The organism is Stenotrophomonas sp. GW821-FHT02D01 (assembly GCF_059421765.1).
Genome location: NZ_JBWKVP010000021.1, coordinates 1 through 2,500, shown reverse-complemented (window position 1 = coordinate 2,500; position 2,500 = coordinate 1). Strand labels below are relative to the sequence as shown.

General features: G+C 52.8%; 2 tRNA genes and 1 rRNA gene (1 of these 3 cut by a window edge). All 3 read left to right on the top strand.

Annotated features, from left to right (window positions below):
* Positions 1–37: transfer RNA gene (locus AC07UW_RS20755), tRNA-Ala, on the top strand; it begins 39 nt to the left of the window's first position.
* 26 nt (positions 38–63) lie between these two features.
* A tRNA-Ile gene (locus AC07UW_RS20750) sits at positions 64–140 on the top strand.
* Between the two features lie 227 nt (positions 141–367).
* Positions 368–2,500: ribosomal RNA gene (locus AC07UW_RS20745) — 23S ribosomal RNA — on the top strand; the annotation flags it as partial.

Genomic DNA, 2,500 nt, shown 5'->3' with positions numbered 1-2,500 from the left:
CAGGGGGTCGTCGGTTCGATCCCGACAGGCTCCACCATCTAAGCTGTTCCGGAAGAGTCTTCCGGGTCTGTAGCTCAGGTGGTTAGAGCGCACCCCTGATAAGGGTGAGGTCGGTAGTTCGAGTCTACCCAGACCCACCATTCTCTGAATGACGCATACAATCGATCTTATATACGCATCGGCACTGTGGCCGGTACGTGTTCTTTTAAAACTTGTGACGTAGCGAGCGTTTGAGATACATCTATCAGACGTGTCGTGAGGCTAAGGCGGGAATCGGAAGATTCCTTATTAATTGAGTCGTTATATTCGTATCTGGGCTTTGTACCCCCAGGTCAAATATATAACCCAAGGCAACTTGCGGTTATATGGTCAAGCGAATAAGCGCACACGGTGGATGCCTTGGCGGTCAGAGGCGATGAAGGACGTGGCAGCCTGCGAAAAGTATCGGGGAGCTGGCAACAAGCTTTGATCCGGTAATGTCCGAATGGGGAAACCCACCCGCTTGCGGGTATCCTGCAGTGAATACATAGCTGCTGGAAGCGAACCTGGTGAACTGAAATATCTAAGTAACCAGAGGAAAAGAAATCAACCGAGATTCCGTAAGTAGCGACGAGCGAACGCGGACTAGCCCTTAAGCTGATTTGGTTCTAGGAAAACGCTCTGGAAAGAGCGGCCATAGAAGGTGATAGCCCTGTATCTGAAAGGGCCATTTCAGTGAAGACGAGTAGGGCGGGGCACGTGAAACCCTGTCTGAACATGGGGGGACCATCCTCCAAGGCTAAATACTACTGACCGACCGATAGTGAACCAGTACCGTGAGGGAAAGGCGAAAAGAACCCCGGAGAGGGGAGTGAAATAGATCCTGAAACCGTGTGCGTACAAGCAGTAGGAGCCTCGCAAGGGGTGACTGCGTACCTTTTGTATAATGGGTCAGCGACTTACTGTTCGTGGCAAGCTTAACCGTATAGGGGAGGCGAAGGGAAACCGAGTCTGATAAGGGCGCATAGTCGCGGGCAGTAGACCCGAAACCGGGTGATCTAGTCATGGCCAGGGTGAAGGTGCCGTAACAGGTACTGGAGGCCCGAACCCACGTCTGTTGCAAAAGACGGGGATGAGCTGTGATTAGGAGTGAAAAGCTAATCGAACCCGGAGATAGCTGGTTCTCCTCGAAAGCTATTTAGGTAGCGCCTCATATGTATCCTCTCGGGGGTAGAGCACTGTTATGGCTAGGGGGTCATCGCGACTTACCAAACCATTGCAAACTCCGAATACCGAGACGGACTGTATGGGAGACACACGGCGGGTGCTAACGTCCGTCGTGAAAAGGGAAACAACCCAGACCCACAGCTAAGGTCCCAAATTTTGTGCTAAGTGGAAAACCATGTGGAAAGGCACAGACAGCCAGGAGGTTGGCTTAGAAGCAGCCACCCTTTAAAGAAAGCGTAATAGCTCACTGGTCGAGTCGGTCTGCGGGGAAGATTTAACGGGGCTAAGCACAGAACCGAAGCTTGGGGTGTGCATATTTATATGTACGCGGTAGAGGAGCGTTCCGTAAGCCGTTGAAGGTGGATTGAGAAGTCTGCTGGAGGTATCGGAAGTGCGAATGCTGACATGAGTAACGATAATGCGGGTGAAAAACCCGCACGCCGAAAGCCCAAGGTTTCCTTGCGCAACGTTAATCGGCGCAGGGTGAGTCGGCCCCTAAGGCGAGGACGAAAGTCGTAGTCGATGGGAAGCAGGTTAATATTCCTGCACCTCGCGTAAGTGCGATGGAGGGACGGAGAAGGTTAGGCATACCGGGCGTTGGTTGTCCCGGGGAAAGGCGGTAGGTTTGGATCTTTGGCAAATCCGGGATCCTTCAAGACCGAGCACCGAGACGAGCCTTTATGGCGAAGTTGCTGATACCACGCTTCCAGGAAAAGCTCCTAAGCTTCAGCTTACGCAGACCGTACCGTAAACCGACACAGGTGGGTAGGATGAGAATTCTCAGGCGCTTGAGAGAACTCGGGTGAAGGAACTAGGCAACATGGCACCGTAACTTCGGGAGAAGGTGCACCCTTTTTGGTGGCTCGTGCGAGCTATAGCTGAAGAGGGTCGCAGTAACCAGGCCGCTGCGACTGTTTATCAAAAACACAGCACTCTGCAAACACGAAAGTGGACGTATAGGGTGTGACGCCTGCCCGGTGCTGGAAGGTTAATTGATGGGGTCAGCCGCAAGGCGAAGCTCTTGATCGAAGCCCCAGTAAACGGCGGCCGTAACTATAACGGTCCTAAGGTAGCGAAATTCCTTGTCGGGTAAGTTCCGACCTGCACGAATGGCGTAACGACAGCGGCGCTGTCTCCACCCGAGACTCAGTGAAATTGAAATCGCTGTGAAGATGCAGCGTTCCCGTGGCAAGACGGAAAGACCCCGTGAACCTTTACTATAGCTTTACACTGAACGTTGAGTTCGTCTGTGTAGGATAGGTGGGAGGCTATGAAACCATGGCGCTAGCTGTGG